The following is a 16823-nucleotide window of genomic DNA, read 5'->3' as shown; positions in this document are numbered from 1 at the left end:
CCTTGAGCCGCGTCTCGCGGCGACCGCGGTATCCATGCAAGTCAGCGCGGGGACAGGCCCTCGGTGGCGGGCCCTTCCAGCAGCGCGCCGTCGGCGGCGAACCGCGAGCCGTGCACCGGGCAGTCCCAGGACTCCTCCTGGTCGTTCCACCGCACGACGCCCCCGAGATGGGGACACACACGCGACACCTGGCGGGCACCGTCCCGCTGCCCCGTGGGACGCGTCGTGGCGCAGGCCCAACCTCCGGCCTGCTCACCGAAGGTGGCCGCGGCGTGGGTGGTCGGTGCCGGCGGACGTGCCCACGGCTCGAGGTGCGGGGCCCACTCCACGGGCTCGTCGAGGATGCGGCCGGCCAGCGCCAGGCCGGCGGCCGCGGCGTTGGTGAGGCCCCACTTGGCGTACCCGGTCGCCACGAGCACTCGCTCGTCGCCCGGTACGGCGGGCCCCACGAACGGCAGCCCGGTGTCGGTCGTGTAGTCCTGGGCGGCCCAGGCGTGCACGGGGTCGCCGACGGGCAGCTGGTCACGGGTCCACTCGTCGAGTGCGGCCAGCCGCCGGGAGGGTTCGCGTTCCCGGCCGACGGGATAGCCCTCCCCGCCGACCATGAGCAGGCCGCCCGCCATGCGCAACGAGCGCACCGGCGCGCCGGCGGTGATCGACATGGTGTCGCCGAAGCCGGGCGGCAGGGCGGCCGGATCCGGCACCTGCCACGTCGTGAGCAGGCTGCGTCCGGCCTCCAGGCGCAGGAACAGCCCGCCGAGCCGCCCGGGCGGGGTGCCGGTGGCCAGCACGACCCGGTCGGCCTGCACGGTGCCGCGGGTGGTGCGCAGCGCGACGCCCGAGCGGTGGCGGCGCACCTGCCGCACCTGCACGCCGTCGTGCAGGGCGACACCCCGGGCCCGGAGGCGGGAACGGAGCGCCGCGAGCATGCGCAGCGGGTCCGTCTGCCCCTGTCCGGGCAGGCGGACGGCGCCGAAGGTGCGGCCGGGAAAGGGTGGGTCCTCGTCCCAGCGCGCCCCGAGTTCCTGGCGTGCGCACGCCAGGAGGACGGCGTCGACGTCGCTCACCTGTTCGGGTGTGGTGGCCACGGTGAGGTCGTCGCGGTCCTCCACGGGGACGTCCACCTCCGAGAGCGCGCGCCGGAGCCAGTCGAGGCCGGCGAGGTTCGCGGCCAGGTAGGAGCGCAGCACCTCGTCACCGTGCCGGGCGACGCGGGCCAGCCGCGTGCCCTGCAGCACCGATAGCTTGCCGGTCGAGGCCGCGGTCGTGGTCGCGCGGACGTCCCGGGCGTCGAGCACGACGACGTCGACGCCGGCGTCCGCGAGCAGGGCGGCGGTCGTGACCCCGGTCAGGCCCGCGCCGACCACCACGACGTCGGTGCGGAGCGGGCCGGGGGCCATGACGTCGGGGTCACCCGTACCTCGGGGGCCGGTGCCGCGGAGTTCGTTGCTCATGGTGTGCCTCCTGCGCAGGCGGTCGCTTCCCGGGCGGGCCCCACGAGCCTGACACGGAGTCCCGTCACTCGCAGCGGGTAGCCGATGTGCCAGGTGGGGTGTCTCTTCTCCGCTGAACGCCCTAGACTCACAAGCGACGAGGTCATGAAGCGGCTTCAGGTCCCGGCAGGATCTGCGAGGTTCCTATGTCTTCCGTCGAACAGTCCCCTTCCGTCGTCGAGGATCGCGTCGCGGGCGGGCCACTCCCACCACCTTCCCCCGGCGAGCTGGCCGACGCGCTGGGCGTCGGCACCAGCCTGCTGATCGGCCGCTACTGCGTCGAACTCACCTCGGGAGACTGGTGGTGGTCGGACGAGGTGTACGCCATGCACGGCTGGAAGCGGCACGAGGTGCGGCCCAGCCTCCAGGCGCTCAGCTCCCGCAAGCACCCGGACGACCGGGCGCGCATGGTCCGCGCCGTCGGTGACGCGCTCCGGGCGGGGCGTCCCTTCGCCTGCGGGCATCGCGTCGTGGGCCACGACGGCCGCACCCGATCTCTCGTGGTGGTGGGGCAGGGACGGCGCAACGCGCCCGCGGGTACCCGGGAGATCGTCGGCTACGTGGTCGACGTGACGCCCGTGCAGAAGGAGGCCCTGGACCGCCGCGCGGCGTCGGTGGTGCAGCACGCCTTTGTCGGCCAGGCGGTGATCGAGCAGGCCAAGGGCGTGGTCGCCGCGGTCCGCGGGGTGAACGAGGCCACGGCGGAACAGGTGCTGCGCGACGCCGCCGGCGAGGTGGGCGTCCCGATGCGCGTGGCGGCCGAACAGCTGATCGGGGCCCTGCGGGCGGAGGAGAGGCCCGGTGTCACGCAGGCCGCCCTGTCGCGGGCGCTGGACGCCATCCATCCGGTCGAGCGTCCCCGTGGCCGCGATCCGCTGCTGACCCGGCGGCCACGCACCGCACGCACGTGACGGACCCGCCGTCCCGCGGCTGCCGCGCCGGGGCCGGACCTCGCCCCGTGCCGGCTCAGAGTTCGCGTGGCGACGGCCCTGCCCAGGGTCGGGAAGGGTCCGGGCTCTGCGAGCCGGGAGCCCGCCGGGCTCAGCTCCGCACGAGGGCGTCACGACCGCGCGAGAGGACCACGATCAGGGCGGCGGCGGCGAAGTAGTCGTGGCCGGGGGTGCGGGCCGCGGCGCGGATGTCGTCGCCCAGTCTCTCGACGGCGGCGTTGAACCGGGCGGTGGCCGCGTCCGCGTCGTCGTCGGACGCCTCCGGCCCGTCCGGCGTGGCGGCCTCGAGGGCCCGCGCGTAGGTCCGCAACGCCGTGGCCAGTGCGGGGCGCAGGTCCGGCCCGAACGCGACCTCCGCGAGATCCTGGCGTTCCCAGTCGGCCAGGAGGCGCACGATGTCGTCCACGACGTCCGCCGACCCGTTGAGCTGTTCCGCGTGCCGCACCTGGGCCACCGTGCGGTCGTGAAAGCGACGCACGCGGCGGTTGGCGCGAGTCGCCTCCCGCAGATGCGCGACGGCGTCCTGCGCGCGGTGGAGCGTCGGCACCAGGGCGCGGCGCCGCTCCTCCCACTCGTCCGCCGCGAGCGGCCCGGCCGACTCCAGCTGGGACGCCAGCGCGTCGAGCTGGTCGACGAGAGCACCGCGCAGCCTGCGCAGCGCGACGTCCGACGGCGCGAGCGGGAGCGGCGGTGCGAGCAGGTTGAGCACCACACCGATCGACGCCCCCGCGAACAGCAGTCCCGCGAACGCCAGCGGGTACTCCAGGTCGTGCGCACTGCCCAGGAGGAGCACGAAGAGGCCGGAGGTGACCGCCCAGCTGCCCATCTCGCCCAGCGCACGCCAGCCGGCGAACAGCAGCGTCAGCCCGACCACGAGCCCTACGGCAAGCGCGCCGGGCAGCGCGAGGACATCGACGCCGAGCGCCGTCGCGGCACCGAGCAGCACCGCGGCCATGGCGTGCGCGGACTCCCGCGCCGACCGGATCGTCGTGCTCGACGTCGCCGCCACGGCGCCCATCGGCGCGTAGTAGGCGTAGTCGGACAACGGTGCCGGTGACAGCTCACCGGCGAGCCACGCGAGCGAAGCGGCGACCGCCCCGCGTGTCACGAGACCCCATCTGGGGCTCCACAGCGCCCGGAGCAGGTGGTCGCTGCGGCTTGGTGGTGCCGGATGACGGCCGGGGCGGTGTCGTCGTCTCGTCATGCGGTGCGGTGCGTCGATCGGGGTCAGGAACGGAGCAGCCGGGGCAGCACGTCGGGGGACAGGCAGTAGTCACGCCCCGTCTCGCGGGCGCGGGTGACCAGGTCCTGGGCGAGTTCGCGTACCGGAGTGTTGGTGATGTTGGACTCGTGGCGCAGCACCCCGAAGGCCACGTCGTCGTCCACGTCCAGCAGCATCGCGACGATCGCCTTGGCCTGCTCGATGTCCCGGCGGCTGCGGGCGGCTGCCCGGATGGAGTCGTTCGCCTGCCGGGCGGCGAGCTCCTTGACCGTGTCCGTCAGGTCCTGCACGTAGCCGATCACCTCGCGAGACGGGTGGGCGGGGCCCGGCCGGACCTCACCGACGACCGAGACGACGCGGTCACGACCGCCGGTGTCGACGATGCGGTGCACCGTGGCGAAGGGCTCATGAGTGCGCACCGCGTGGTCCAGCACGCCCCGTACCTGCGCACGGTGGTCCGGATGGGTGTGGGCGAGCACGACGGCGGTGCTCGGCACCACCTCGGCCGGCTCGAAGCCGTGGATGCGGTATGTCTCGTCCGACCATCGCCATCGACCCGTGGCGAGATCCGCCGAGAACCGCCCGACAGGCGCGGCGCCGCCCGTGGTCAGATGGAGTGGAACTGGGGTGGGAGCGGGCTCGCGCATGGATCCTCCGTCGAGGCGCTGATCACCGGTGAGGCCCCTGCTCGACCACGTTGTCAACGTACCCAAGCGGGCGTGGAGAAGCGAGGACCCGGGCGGCGCCGTCTGCGGAACCGACACATGCCTCTCACATCGGCCACATCGGCGGTGCCGGACGCGGCCACGTCCCGCGCGGCACCTCAGCGTTCGTGCGAGCCGGCGTGCGCCGTCACTCCGGGATCGCGCCCGACGCCGACTCCAGATGGGCACGGACGAACCAGTGGAACTGCTCCAGGTCGTGCAGGTGGCCGATGAGCAGGTCGTTCGTGACGTCGTCCAGGTCCGCCGTCGCCTCGGCGGCCCTACGGTGAGACGTGATGACCCCGTCGTAGACGTGGTCCAGCTCGCCCAGGTGCTCGATCGCGGGGGCGCGCCCCAGCTTGTAGTCGTCCCAGCTGCGCGCCGCGACCAGAGCGGCCGGCGTGCCGACCGGGACGGCACCCAGGGTCGCGATGCGCTCGGCGATCTGATCCACCATGGCGCGGACGGCCTCGACCTGGGGGTCCAGCATCTCGTGGACGCCGATGAAGTGCGGGCCCACCACGTTCCAGTGCACGTGCTTGAGCGTCAGATGCAGGTCGTTCAGGGCGTGCAGTCGCTCCTGGAGGATCTCGGCGACCTTGCCGCCCTCCTCCGGAGTGAGGGACGGGACGGTGTAGCGGGGCAGCTTCGGGGACATTTCTGGTCCTCTCTTCCGGCCATCTCGGCGGACCGAACGGGTCGGCCCTGGGTCAGCTCCGTTCCATCGTGCTGCGCGAAGCGTCCGGTCGCCACCGCGCGCGGCAGCGGGTTTCCACGACGCGCGGCGGGAGTCCGCCACGATCGGAGGCACGACACCGCCACGGCGGGGAGAGGTACAGGTCACATCCGTATCGATGCGAAGTTCGCGCCCGGTTCGTGCTATGTTTTTTCCGCACCGGAACGGCGCCGAGAGGCCCGGGACGGTCCACCTGTCCGGGTGGCGGAATTGGTAGACGCGCTAGCTTGAGGTGCTAGTGCCCGTATTAGGGCGTAGGGGTTCAAGTCCCCTCTCGGACACCCTGTTTGACCTGCGCAAACGCAGGATCGCGAGTTTTCGCGTACGCACCGTGTGTGCACCGAGCCCCTGACTATCTGGTCGGGGGCTGTGTCGTTGCTGCGGTCGGCTCGCGGCGGGCAGCGGTCGGGGGTAGTGGCAAGAACGTCGAACCATTCGGCTCGATCCGAGGCTGCTGTGGGGTCAGCCGGATCTCCATGGTGGCTCGGGCGTCCAACACAACGTCGTCGTCCAAGAGCACTCGGGCCTTGGTCGACGTCAAGCGTTCAGGAGTCGGAGCAGCGAGACGCCACGACCTACAACGCGGTCACGGGCCAGTTGAAGGCCGCCACGGACACCAACGGGCAGAGCACTCGCGGCACCTACGACGCGCTCGGGCGTCTCGTCGAGGTGGTCTACCCGCAGCACGAGGGCCTGTCGGTCCCATCGGTCGAGTACGAGTACACCACCCGCGCCAACGGTCTGAACGTGGTGCTCCCCGTACCCTCGGCGCGGACCGGGACGATCAGCCGGTCCGGCGTGCGTCGGAGTTCTACGACGGGCTCATGCGCGTGTTCCAGACGCAGGACGAGGCACTGGATACCGGTGAGCTGCGCGACGACGACGACGCCGCGACGCGGGGTCGGCAGATCACCCAGGTGTTCTACGACACCGCCGGTCGCACGTGGAAGCAGACCAGCCCGCAGTACGCCACCGGCCTCGTCACTGACACGCCGGTGCAGCCGGAACTGATCGCCGACTCCGCCACTCATCTCTTCCAGGTCGAGCAGACCCTCTCGGCGCATCTGGGCGAGCACCGCATCGTGCAGCTTCGGCCACACGCCGGCCTCGGTCCACTCCCGCAGACGGCGCCAGCACGTGACGCCCGAGACACCCAGCGCCTGAGCGGGGACCTGGCGCCAGCCGACCCCGTGCCGTAACACGAACACGATCCCGGCTAGCGCCGCCCGATCATCAGCCCGCCGCCGACCGTGATGCCGGTACGGACGCAGCTTCGGCGCCGGCAACTACGACGCCACCTGCTCCCACAGCAGGTCAGGGACCAAATCCTCGATCACGAGCCCGCAGCCTGCCCCGAGCCAGCTGGTCAGGCATAGCGGACACGCCGACCATTCTGAAACGAGGTCTTAGGGTTGTTCCCGCATGGCGCGGTCGAGGAGATGCTCGTCGCGCGGTCCCACGGGTGCGTAGACGACGAGCCCTGCTCCGGGGAGCGCGTCGACGGTCATCGACTCGTAGTGCAGGGAGACGGTCTCTTTCTCAGGACCGACAAGTAGGTGTTTGATCCCCTGGCCGAGATGGCCCACCTCGTTCAGGTCCCAGATGGCGGCGAACTCCGCAGACTCGTCCCGGAGGGCGCGTACCAGGTCGTCAACGGACGCGGGGGAGGCGTTCCATCGGGCTTGTTCCAGGCGGAATGTGGCGACGGTGAGCTTCGCCTCCGCATGCCAGTCCGCGATGCGCTCCCGCGTGGTCGGGTCGGTGAACAGGATGCGCAGGACGTTGCGGTCGGTTTGCGGGATGCTGGGATAGTCGGTGAGGAACCGGCGACTGGCTGCGTTCCACGCGAGAATATCCCAGGTCGGAGATTTCAGATACGCCGGCCACGGCATGAGGTTGTCGAGCACGCGCTGCGTCCGCGCGAGCTGTTCCCCACCGTTGAACGGGTCGGCGGTGGCCGTGGTACCGAACGCAAGTACGAAGGCATGTGTGCGTTCGTCCTCGCGCAGCTCTAGCGCTGTGCAGATCGCGTCGAGGACCTGCCGGGAGGGGCGCCCTCCGCGGCCCTGCTCGAGTCGGGTGTACCACTCGACGCTGATGCTGGCGCGGGCGGCCACCTCCGCTCGACGTAGTCCGGCGGTGCGGCGTCGCCCGCTGTCGTTGACCGGGCGCAGGTGCTCGCGCCGAGAACGCAGGAAGGCCCCGAGGTGATTGGTCGCGGGATCGGGCGTCACGCCGTCCATCTTTGTGTACGCCCGATCCCGCGACAAGCCGACTACTCGGCGGCGTCCGGCACGAGAGCCATGAGCGACTGGCCCGTCGCGAAGTCCGTGGGCCATGACACGTGGTCATGGATCATGAGCCATTCTCCGTCGATGAGTCGGAAGCAGTTCGTCTGCCGTACCCAGGTGTCCAGGTCGTCTCCGTACATGACGCCGCGCAGCCGGACGAACGCTCGCATGAAAGCGAGGTCGCCGCCGGTGTGGATCTCCAGGCCGGACAGGTCGAGATGGATGGGCCCGTCGAACGCGGCGAAGAAGGCCACCCAGTTCTCCCGCCACATCGGGCCGCCGTGAAACTCCAGCGGCGGCATCAGGTCGAACGCGGTGAACCCGTCTGGCGCGTAGAACGTCATCATCTCGTCGACGCGCTTGGCCTCGAAGCTCGTCTTCCAGCGGAGCACCGCATCCCGCACGTCTGCCTCGGCGCGGGTAGCGGTAGTGGTGGTGTCTGTCATCTGAGGACCCTTTCTCTCGGTCGTCTTCAGCTTGCGGGGAGGGCGCGGCGGCTACCATCCCGTGCTTGTGCCGGTATGACCTGTACCCCCTTGGTCACCGGCTGGATCAAGAGAACCGTGTCGGTCGAAACACTCGCGCGATCCTTCGGTACTCGCAGCGGCACCCCCGCGAGGCGGCGGTACGTCGAGATGCCCCGACCCCATCCCAAGGCGTTCCGCGCGTTCGATGGTGGAACGGGACGACGAGGTCAGGCGTCGCCGCTCCGGTTCAGGTGCGTGACAAGTGTTCGCAGCCAGGACTCGGCGATCGCGGGCTCGCTCGTCATCGCCCTGGCGAGTGCTTGCCGGCCCTCTTTGCTCCGGCCGTATCGCACGATCCCGACGGCCTGCGCGAGGGCCGCGCGGGTCTTCTCGTCCCGGCCGGGGCCGTCGATGTCCGCGGTCCAGTCCTTCGGCCGGAAGCTCCGGTGGAGCTTGGTCTGGTAATCGCCGAAGTACGACCAGGCGTACGGATCGAGCGAGACATTGACGACGGCGTCCGCCGGGAGTGCGTCCGTCCATCCAGCGTGCTGGTGCCAGCGCCATGTCTTCGGGCTGGTCTTCTCGCGGGAGGTGACTCCGACGAAACGTACCTTCGTACGGATCACCGACCACGGCGCGCGTTCCTCTTCCCCCCCAGCCACGGAGGAGGTCGAAGAGCTCAGTGAAAGTACCGCCCTCGTGCACGACATCGACGAACGCCAGCGGGCGGTCGCGCCGCGCGAGGTCTCCTGGACCGGCACCGATGCTCGCCAGGATCTCGCGTGCGTGCCGACGTTCCCTCAGCGTGAGGTCAGGCCTTCGCCATTTCCCTTCCTCGAACGCGCCCGGCCGTGCGAAGGAAACCGGGAAGCGCGCGACATTCGGCTGGGAAACGTCCGCGAACGCACCGCTGAGCAGGTCGAACATCTGCGGGCAGGCGCCGCAACGCGGAGGGCTACGTACCGGCTCAAGCCATCGGCAGGAAGTGGGAACGTGTCGTCCCTGCTCAGCGCGCCTTGGGGAGCAGGATAGGGCGTGAGGATAGTGACCAATTCCCCTCTCGGACACTCAACCGCGAACCGCTGTGGCCTTCGGCCGCGGCGGTTTCGTTGTTTTCTCGTGGGGGCGGAGCCCCCACGCCCCGCCCCGGGGGCGGGCCCCCGGACCCCGGACGTGGTGCCGGGGGTGGGGGCGCGCGGCGGACCCCTGATGGGAGCCGTCCTTCGTGTGGGCCTGCGGGCCTCCGTCGCCCGGGAACCGAGGCTCGGCGTCCGGACCTACCGCCGCCGGGTGGACGGTGGTCCGGGCGGCTGCCGGAGACGGGTCAGGGTGCTGATGGTGTGCGCGGTCGACGCGAGGGTGACGTGCCGGTGCCACCCGCCGAACGACCGCCCGGCGAAGTCACGCAGGCCGGAGGTCGCGCAGGCCTCCGTGAACGCGTCGTCGACGCTGTCGGTGAGCAGGGTCGACCCGTAGAGTTCCGAGGCCGAGGTCTCGGCCAGGTTCGTGACCCAGACGCCGGCCGGCCAGGGGCCACCCAGGGGCCCGAGCCCGAGCAGGATGAGAGGGCCGGACGCCCGTGCCGGACGGTTCCCGCCCGCGGCCCGGACCTGAAGGGTGGCCGCGACGGTGGCCGTCGCCTCCGGCCGCAGCGTCGGTGGTGCGGTGACGGGACGCCGCATGCGGTTTCGGGCGGCGAGCAGCAGGTGCGCCGGCTCGGGACGGGCGTCGCGCTCGGGTCGGAACCGGTGCGCGTGGTCGACCCGGACCAGGAACGGTAACTCGCGCTCCCACAGCTCGTGGATGAGGAGTTCGGCCTCGACCCCGCGAGCGTCCATGATCACCGGCTGCCGGGGAAGACCCGTGGTGGTGGCGGCGTACACCCGCACGGCGGTCTCCGCGAGACTTTCGGCCTCCCCGCCGTCCGGAGCGTAGGGGGCCCGGCCGGCTGCCGGGACGTGCTGTCGTGGCAGGAGCAGGTGCCAGTCGACCGGGCTGCACATCGCGGCCGAGGCGAACCAGACGCCGAGTGCCCGTTGCGCGTTGAGGACCTTTCCCTGGACCGGGTCGTAGCTGCGTCCCACGCCTACCGAACTGGTTCCCGCCTTGGGGAACACGGTCTGTCGGATCACCCAGGCCTGCGGTGCCGCGACGTCCACCAGATGGCGAGCCACCGCACGGCGCACCAGCCGCCAGTCCCAGGGAGAGCTGTTGACGAAGTGGTGCAGGCGCTGGGCGGCCGCCGCGCCACCGACGGAACGAGCGATGTTGCGCACGGACTTGCGTCCCGGCGTCGCGAGCAGGGCACGAACGTACTGCATGGCCTTGCAGCGTTGGTCGCTCCGTGCCAGCGACACGAACACCTTCGGGCCCAGGTCGCCCAGAACCTGCTCGTGCCAGTCGTCCGCGGCGCGGTGGGCGGGCACGGCCGGACGCACGGGTCGCCCCATCAGATCGGACACGGACGTGCTCCTCAGAACGCGACGGATCGTGGGTTCCCAGCGGGACGGACGAGAAGGTGTCAGGTGTTCACGGTGTCGACCGGCTGCTGCGACGCCGCCGGGTCGCCCTGGGCGCCGGTGTCCCGGGGGATCCAGCGGACGGCCAGGAGCCCGAGAGCGACACAGATGATGCCGGCCAGCGCGGCGACCACGTGGTACCCGTCGAGGAAGGCGGCCTGTGCCGTCGCGAACGCCGGTGAGGCGGTCCCGCTCTCCTCGATGAACTCGGCGATGCCCGTCGCGTCCCCCGGGAACGTCATCCGGAAGACCACCGTCAGGAGCGAACCGAGCAGCGCGATCCCGAGGGCGTTGCCGATCTCGTTGCTCGTCTCGGCGATGGCGCCGGCGGCCCCGGCACGCGACTCCGGCACGGCGCCCACGGCGGTGTCCGCGACGAGGCTGAACGAGATGCCGAACCCGATCCCGGCGACGACGGTCGAGGCGATGTAGAAGAGCACACCCGTGGTCTCGTTCGTGAACAGCAGCAGCGCCATGCCTGCCGCCATGGAGAAGTGACACAGGATCAGTGCGCTCCGCGCCCCGATCCGCTCGACCAGGCGCGGGGTCAGGACGCTCGACAGGGTGAGGACGACGGCACCCGGGACCGCCAGGGTGGCCGAGACGAGAACCGAGTGCCCCAGCACCGACTGGAGATACGTCATGCTCAGGTACGCCGCGGCGGACCAGACGAACAGTGACAGCAGTCCGGTGAGAATGGCCACGGCGAAGACGTGCTGCCTGAAGAGGCCGATCTCGAGCAGCGGCCGGGGGATGCGTCGCTGGCGCCGGACGAACACGACGACCAAGCCGGTCCCGGCGACGACCAGCGCTCCGCTCAGGAGATCGAGGCCGTAGGTCGCGGCGTGCTTGATCCCGTAGATCGCCAGGAGCAGCCCGACGGCCGAGAGCAGCACGCTGGGGATGTCGATCTTCCCGGGACGGGTTCCCTTGACCTCCTTGAGGAGCGTGGGTGCCAGGCAGAGGAAGGCCACGACGACGGGGATGTTGATGAGGAACACGGAGCCCCACCAGAAGCGGCTGAGCAGAAGCCCGCCGACGATCGGACCGATGACGAACCCGGCGGCGAACGTCGCGGCGAAGATGCCGATGGCCCTGGCCCGCTGGACGGGGTTCTCGAAGAGTTCGCTGATGACGGCCAGCGCGGACGGGAGCAGGGTCGCGCCTCCGAGGGCCATCAGCGCTCGGGAGGCGATGAGGATCTCGGGCGTCGGGGCGAACGAACCGCACAACGACCCGAGCCCGAAGACCGACGCCCCGATGAGCAGGAGACGACGCCGCCCGAACCGGTCACCCACGTTGCCGAAGGTGATCAGGAGCGAGCCGACGACGAACCCGTAGATGTCGAGGATCCAGAGGCTCTGGTCCGTCGTCGGCTGGATGCCCTCGTTGATCCTCGGCATGGCGAGGAACAGGACCGATCCGTCCATCGCGACCAGCAGCACGGGGCCGAGGGTCACGAGGAGCCCGGTCCAGGCGCGGCGGGGTGCGGGAGGCACCGGTCTACGGTCGGTTCCAGGTGTGCTCATGCCCACCATCGTCGGAAGGCCGGTGGCGGGCGGACAAGCCCACTGTCCTGGGTACTCATGCCAGGGATACCCGATCTCGGTCGTCTCGTCGCTCGGAGTCCGGCGCCGGCGCGGACGTCCGCCCGGCCGCGCGGCGTTGGCGGGCGGCATGGGCGAGGGTGCGCAGGAGGTGGTGGGTGGTGGTCCAGTCCATGCAGGTGTCGGTGATGGACCGGCCGTAGGTGAGGGTGTGGAGGGGGCCGGGCTTCTGGGCGCCGGCGTGGAGGAAGGATTCGAGCATGAGGCCGGTGATGCCGGGTTCGCCGGCGGCCAGGCGGGCGGCGAGTTCTCGGGTGACGTGGGCCTGGCGCTCGTGGTCCTTGCCGGAGTTGCCGTGGGAGGCGTCGACGACCAGGCCGTGGGTCAGGGAGCCGTGCAGTCCGGAGGCGCGGGCGGTGCGCAGGGCGGTGGTGACGTCGTGGGGGTGGTAGTTGGGGCCGCGCCGTCCGCCGCGCAGGATGATGTGGCAGTCGGGGTTTCCGGTGGTGCGGACGGCGGCGGCGCGGCCGGTGGTGTCGGTGCCGAAGAAGGTGTGCTCGCCGGCGGCCGTGAGGCAGCCGTCCACGGCGATCTGGACGTCGCCGTCGGTGGCGTTCTTGAAGCCCACGGGCATGGACAGGCCGGAGGCGAATTGGCGGTGGACCTGGGACTCGGCGTTGCGGGCTCCGATCGCTCCCCAGGTGACGGCGTCGGCGATGTATTGCGGGCTGGTGGGTTCGAGGAACTCGCATGCGGCGGGGACGCCCGCGTCCAGGACCCCCAGCAGGACTTGTCGTGCCAGGCGTAGTCCGTGTGCCACGTCGTGGGTGCCGTCCAGGTGGGGGTCGTTGATCAGGCCTTTCCAGCCCACGGTGGTGCGAGGCTTCTCGAAGTAGACGCGCATCACCACGACCAGGTCGTCGGCCAGGTCACGGGCGGCCGCCGCGAGCCGGGTGGCGTACTCCAGGGCCGCGGCCGGGTCGTGCACGCTGCACGGGCCCACGATCACCAGGAGTCGGTCGTCCTCACCGGTCAGCACGTCACGGACCTCGCGCCGTGAGGTCGCCACCAGGTCACCCCGTGCCGTTCCCAGCGGCATCTCGGCCAGGACCTCACCCGGCGCCGGCAGCGGATCAAGAGCACGCACACGCGGGTCCCCGGATCCCTCGGAATCCGTCGGCGGTCGGGTGGAGGGAGAGAGGAGGTCGGCGGGTCGAACGGGTTCGGTGTCGCTCGGTGCGCTCATCGGTTCGTTCTCCTTCGGGTCGATGGCGTGCACGGTCCGCCCCTCCTGCCCGGGCGAGCCGGACGGCCGCGGACGGGATCTGGGCAAAGCGGTGCGGGCAGGCGGGGGTGGGGCAGGGCAGGGCGCAGCAGGCCTCGGCGGGTGGCCGTGTCGGCGGACGCCCTGCCGGGGCGACGGGGTACGGGTGCTGTGGTGGGGGGTGCGGCGGCGGCGCCGTCGCGGTGTTCTAGGCGGTCCTGAGCGGGCGGCCGTGAACGTGCTCGAGGTCGGACAGCGACTTCTCGACGAATCGTGCGTCGAGGCTGCGGATCCTGGTGTCCAGCCCGAGGTCCCGGACACGCGCCAGGAACCCCGGGGACGCGATCGACGATCCGGCCACGGGCTGTTCGGGCGCCGAGAAGCTGTCGAGCAGCGGGAGGATGGACGCTCGACGTTCCGACTCGGGCAGTGCCCGCAGTCCGGCTCCGAGCCGCCGGTGCCAGTCGGCGTGGTCGTCGACCTTCGTGAGCTCCACGCCCAGGCCGGTGAGCCAGTCGACCATCGTGTCGAGCGAGACGCCGTCGTCGAGGGGGTTGACGACGTGATGAGTGGAGTAGCCACCTCGGCCCGCGGCGTCGAGAGCGACGATGCAGGAAGCCACCACGTCGACCGGGAGCCCGTCGTAGTGCGGCCGGCCACCCCCCGGTGCGTAGAACGACGACGGCACGACCCCGGTCCGGACGAGGCTGTAGACGAGCCGGGAGAACGTGTCCGGGACGTTGATCTGGCCGACGTACTCGCTGTGCGCCAGGATCATGCTTGCCCGGAACGTCGTCACGGGGAGGTGGAAGCTGTCGTGCGCCTCCCGGAGGAGCACCTCGCCCGCCCACTTCGTCGCGGCGTAGCCCTCGACGTTGTTCTTCGTCCCCGTCCCGACCGAGGGCAGTGCCCGCCGGATGTCCGCGTGCTCGTCGAGCGGGCTCTCGGTACCGGCGAGCAGCGCCGTCGCGATGCTGGAGACGAAGCTCACCGGCTTCAGCCGCACGGACGCCGCCAGCCGGACGACCTCCGCCGTCCCGGCCACGTTCGCGTCGAAAAGCTCCTGGTAGGGGAGCGCGTGGTTGACCATCGCCCCGGCATGGACGACACGGTGCACGTCACGGGCGAGGCGGTCCCAGGTGTCCGCGTCGAGCCCGAGCGCGGGCTCGGAGAGATCACCGGCCAGGACCTCCAGGGCGTGACCGAACCGGTCGAAGGTCTTGAGGAGACGTTCGTCGCTCGTGAAGGCACGCCTCAGCCGTTCGTACGCCTCGTCGTCGTCGGCGGCACGGACGATGCAGATCACCCGGCCACCCGTCGCTGCCACCTCGTGGAGCCACTCGAGGCAGAGGAACCGGCCGAGAAATCCGTTCGCACCCGTGATGAGCACGGTGGGCGCGTCGCCGGTCGGCGACTCCACGGGAGCCGGCGTGAACCCGTCGCCGAGGAAGCGTGCCAGGCGGAGGTCCTCGGCACGGAGCAGCTCCGGGGCGTCGCCGTGAACGCTCTCGAACGAGACGACGGCGGCGTCGCCGTTCCTCCTGGCGTCGAGGAGGTCGGCGAGGCGCCCGATCGTGGTCGCCTCGCCGGCGATCGTGTTGACGGGGACCCGGACGCCGAAGATCTGCTCGAGGAGGTTCGACAGGTGCACGGCCGTGAGCGAGTCGCCACCGAGGTCGCGGAACCGGTCCTCGGCGCCGATGTCGGCCGGCGAGGTGCCGATCGCGATGGCGGCGGCATCGCGCACCGTGGCCACGGTGGGGGCGTCGCCGGCGTTGTCACGCAGGGACTCGAGGAGAGCGTCGCTGCTGGAGCGCAGGCTCTCGTAGAACGCGGTCAGCACGGGGCCGTACCGGCGCGCTAGCTCCGGCCGGACGAGCTTCCGGTGGTCCGAGAGCAGCCCGTTCGACTCGCTGAACGGCTCGAGCTCGACCAGGACGCCCCGTGGCACCTCGTAGGAGTTGAGCGCCTCGGCCGCGCCGATCGCCCGGAACTCCTGCAGGAGATGCTCGCGGATCGCCGGAACGTCACCCCCGAGTCGATCGACGAGTTCGTCCGTCGGGACGGCGACGGCGAGGATCGACGATTCGCCGCCGTCGCCGTGGAGGTACACCTGGCGGAGGACCTCGCTCCGGGAGACGTAGGTTCCCTCCAGCGACGGAAGCGCCACGAACTCCCCCTGGGAGAGTTTGACGATCGCGTTCTTCCGGTCGATGATCCGCACCGTTCCGGTGTCGTCGACGGAGGCGATGTCGCCGGTGCGGTAGAAGCCGTCGTCCGTGAAGATCTGCTCGTCGAGGTCGGGGCGCCCGTAGTAGCCCGGGATGGTCGACGTGCTCCTGATCAGGAGCTCGCCACGGGATCGCGGACGGTCCGACGAGTAGTAGCCGAGTTCGGGCACGTCCTCCAGACGGTGGTCGAGCACGGGTGGGCGGAGGAACCTGCCGTTCGACAGCACTCCGCCGATCTCCGTGGTGCCGTACAACTCGTGGACGTCGATCTGCAGCAGATCCTCGACGAAGGCCTTGAGCTCGGCCGAGATCGGCGCCGACGTGCAGCTCGCCCATCGGACGTTGCCGCCGAGCACCTGGGTGCGCATCTCGTCGCGGACCGACGCCGCGAGAACGTCGTCGTCCCCGTCGGGGGTGTGGGACCTGGCGGCCTGGAGCCGCCGCCGGAACTCCTGGCGCATCAGCTCGCAGACGCGTGGGACGAGCGAGAGCTCGGTCGGCCTGGCGAGCGCCAGGTCGTCGAACAGGCTCGAGAGGTTCGTGCTGGACGCGAAATAGGTCAGCCCGCCCCGGGCGAGCGTACTGCGCACAGAGGAGTGGCCCGCCACATGGCTCATGGGCATGTAGTGGAAGGTCGAGACGTCCGGCTCGGCGGCGAAGAACTCCGACCAGCCGTCCCCACCCCACATCGCGGTGACGAGACGCTCCGGGTAGATGGCGCCCTTCGGTGTCCCGGTGCTGCCCGACGTGTGGAGCAGCATCACCGGACGTGACTCGGTCCATGGGGCCACGACGGCGGCCCCGGCGCCGGACAGGTCCAGGAGTTCGGGCCGCGGGACGCCGGTCCCGTCCAGGCTCTCCAGTTCCCGGACGTGGTCGGGGTCGCCACCGCGGTAGTCGAGCACGAGGAGGCGGGTGATCGTCGGCTGTGCCGCCAGCAGCTCGACAGCCCGGCCGAGCAGGGAGACACTGACGGCGAGGGCGCGGGGCGCGGTCGTGGCCAGGATGCTCGCCTGTTGGTCGAGGGAGGCGCTGGTCTGCAGCGGGACGGTCGTGATACCGGCGAGGTTGCACGCGAGGTCGGCGGTGACGTAGTCGGCTCCGGCGAAGCCGAGGAACGCCGTCATGTCACCCTCGGTGAGTCGACCGGCTCCTCGTCGATCGTCCGTGAGCTGTGCGGCGACGGAGGAGACGCGCTGTGCGAGCTCGCCGTAGGTCAGCAGGTCGTAGGAGTCCTCCGCGCGGGCGGTGAAGGTGGTGAGGTCCTCGTCGGACCGGGGCACGGGCGTCCGCTCGGCGAGGGCGGGCCTGTCGGTGTATCGCTCGAAGACTGCGGTCATGGTCGAGGCGAGTGCCATGAAGGTCTACTCCATCGGGTCGTCCCAGGACGGACCTGAGG

General features: G+C 71.0%; 12 protein-coding genes, 1 tRNA gene and 1 pseudogene. 2 read left to right on the top strand and 12 right to left on the bottom strand.

The window, feature by feature from the left end; genetic code table 11:
* Positions 1–41: 41 nt before the first annotated feature.
* Positions 42–1454, bottom strand: coding sequence for an FAD-dependent oxidoreductase (locus EDD34_RS11635; protein ID WP_123814717.1), 1413 nt, complete (start codon positions 1452–1454; stop codon positions 42–44).
* 185 nt (positions 1455–1639) lie between these two features.
* Here EDD34_RS11635 and EDD34_RS11630 point away from each other — a divergent pair, with 185 nt between their 5' ends.
* Positions 1640–2404 carry a PAS and ANTAR domain-containing protein gene (locus EDD34_RS11630; protein WP_123814716.1) on the top strand — a complete coding sequence of 255 codons (765 nt, stop codon included), beginning with the start codon at positions 1640–1642 and terminating at the stop codon, positions 2402–2404.
* Positions 2405–2534: 130 nt separating this feature from the next.
* Here EDD34_RS11630 and EDD34_RS11625 read toward each other — a convergent pair whose 3' ends face one another.
* The 3 genes from EDD34_RS11625 to EDD34_RS11615 all read right to left on the bottom strand — a co-directional run bounded on the left by EDD34_RS11625 (position 2535) and on the right by EDD34_RS11615 (position 5027).
* Positions 2535–3551, bottom strand: coding sequence for an aromatic acid exporter family protein (locus EDD34_RS11625; protein WP_123814715.1), 1017 nt, complete (start codon positions 3549–3551; stop codon positions 2535–2537).
* Positions 3552–3670: 119 nt separating this feature from the next.
* The gene (locus EDD34_RS11620; RefSeq protein ID WP_123814714.1) at positions 3671–4312 is read right to left on the bottom strand and encodes a PAS and ANTAR domain-containing protein; all 642 of its coding nucleotides are present in this window, start codon (positions 4310–4312) and stop codon (positions 3671–3673) included.
* A gap of 205 nt (positions 4313–4517) precedes the next feature.
* Positions 4518–5027, bottom strand: coding sequence for a Dps family protein (locus tag EDD34_RS11615; RefSeq protein WP_123814713.1), 510 nt, complete (start codon positions 5025–5027; stop codon positions 4518–4520).
* Between the two features lie 273 nt (positions 5028–5300).
* Between EDD34_RS11615 and EDD34_RS11610 the strand changes: the two genes are divergently transcribed.
* Positions 5301–5386 (top strand) — tRNA-Leu (locus EDD34_RS11610).
* A 753-nt stretch (positions 5387–6139) separates the two neighbouring features.
* Here the strand turns inward: EDD34_RS11610 and EDD34_RS21205 are convergent.
* The 8 genes and pseudogenes from EDD34_RS21205 to EDD34_RS11565 all read right to left on the bottom strand — a co-directional run.
* A pseudogene (locus tag EDD34_RS21205) lies at positions 6140–6391 on the bottom strand (transposase); the annotation flags it as partial.
* Positions 6392–6511: 120 nt separating this feature from the next.
* Positions 6512–7339 (bottom strand): helix-turn-helix transcriptional regulator, encoded by an 828-nt coding sequence (locus tag EDD34_RS11595; protein ID WP_170177055.1) that lies wholly within the window; start codon positions 7337–7339, stop codon positions 6512–6514.
* Between the two features lie 41 nt (positions 7340–7380).
* Entirely contained in the window at positions 7381–7842 is a 462-nt protein-coding gene (locus EDD34_RS11590; RefSeq protein ID WP_123814710.1) for a YybH family protein, read from the bottom strand.
* 248 nt (positions 7843–8090) lie between these two features.
* Positions 8091–8525: a hypothetical protein gene (locus EDD34_RS11585; protein WP_211341566.1), complete on the bottom strand. Its 435-nt coding sequence runs from the start codon at positions 8523–8525 to the stop codon at positions 8091–8093.
* A 615-nt stretch (positions 8526–9140) separates the two neighbouring features.
* Positions 9141–10325, bottom strand: a complete 1185-nt coding sequence (locus tag EDD34_RS11580; protein WP_123814709.1) for an IS701 family transposase — start codon at positions 10323–10325, stop codon at positions 9141–9143.
* A 59-nt stretch (positions 10326–10384) separates the two neighbouring features.
* The gene (locus EDD34_RS11575) at positions 10385–11881 is read right to left on the bottom strand and encodes an MFS transporter (RefSeq protein WP_211341565.1); all 1497 of its coding nucleotides are present in this window, start codon (positions 11879–11881) and stop codon (positions 10385–10387) included.
* Between the two features lie 85 nt (positions 11882–11966).
* Positions 11967–13175, bottom strand: a complete 1209-nt coding sequence (locus tag EDD34_RS11570) for a 3-deoxy-7-phosphoheptulonate synthase (protein ID WP_123814707.1) — start codon at positions 13173–13175, stop codon at positions 11967–11969.
* A gap of 226 nt (positions 13176–13401) precedes the next feature.
* Entirely contained in the window at positions 13402–16782 is a 3381-nt protein-coding gene (locus EDD34_RS11565; protein WP_123814706.1) for a thioester reductase domain-containing protein, read from the bottom strand.
* Positions 16783–16823: the final 41 nt, after the last annotated feature.

The sequence above is a fragment of the Myceligenerans xiligouense genome (assembly GCF_003814695.1).
GTDB lineage: Bacteria > Actinomycetota > Actinomycetes > Actinomycetales > Cellulomonadaceae > Myceligenerans > Myceligenerans xiligouense.
The sequence above is the reverse complement of the archived record's forward strand: the minus strand, read 5'-3'. Positions and strand labels throughout refer to the sequence as shown.